At 37.4% G+C, this 543-nt stretch carries 1 protein-coding gene and 1 pseudogene; both read right to left on the reverse strand.

Annotation, left to right across the window (positions count from 1 at the left end; translation table 11 throughout):
• A pseudogene (locus OZD66_RS06095) lies at positions 1–116 on the reverse strand (IS5 family transposase); the annotation flags it as partial.
• 170 nt (positions 117–286) lie between these two features.
• Positions 287–466, reverse strand: a complete 180-nt coding sequence (locus tag OZD66_RS05640; RefSeq protein WP_275022471.1) for a hypothetical protein — start codon at positions 464–466, stop codon at positions 287–289.
• Between the last annotated feature and the right edge of the window lie 77 nt (positions 467–543).

Below are 543 nucleotides of genomic sequence, written 5' to 3' on the forward strand. Positions count from 1 at the left end.
GGACCATTCTCGTACCACTTTTCTATGGCTTCGTTGATATAATGAAAAATATTTCCTCTTTTTTCTAGAAATTTGTTATATTCGCTATGGCTACTGACCCTCATTTTTTGTGGCATATTTTTTCTTTCAAGGTTAAATGGCTATTTTATAGTGAATTTTGTCAGTAGCCACCAGATTTTTTCAGTTGCTATGCAACAAAGCCCACTGGAATCCAGACTTTAATTGTTATACTTGTAAATAAGTCTGGAACGTTCATCTCAAAATGTAGTATTTGTGTTGAAATAGCTCAACTGGATTCCAGCGTCACGCGCTGGAATGACACCTTTGTGTTTGCATAGCTGTACGAACATTGTGATTTGAGAGCAATCTCCACAAGGGAGGATGTCATTTCAGTGCCCAGACACTGGAATCCAGGAAAAAGAATGGTGTCATCCAAGTAGCTGACACTGGAATGGCTTTGTTGCATCGCTAGCTATGATGGATTAAAGATAAAAAAGGTGGAGAATATCAGTAGCTTATTATTCTGGTATTTATAACAAGAAC

Origin of the sequence: Wolbachia endosymbiont of Drosophila baimaii (assembly GCF_028982185.1) — a bacterium.
GTDB lineage: Bacteria > Pseudomonadota > Alphaproteobacteria > Rickettsiales > Anaplasmataceae > Wolbachia > Wolbachia pipientis.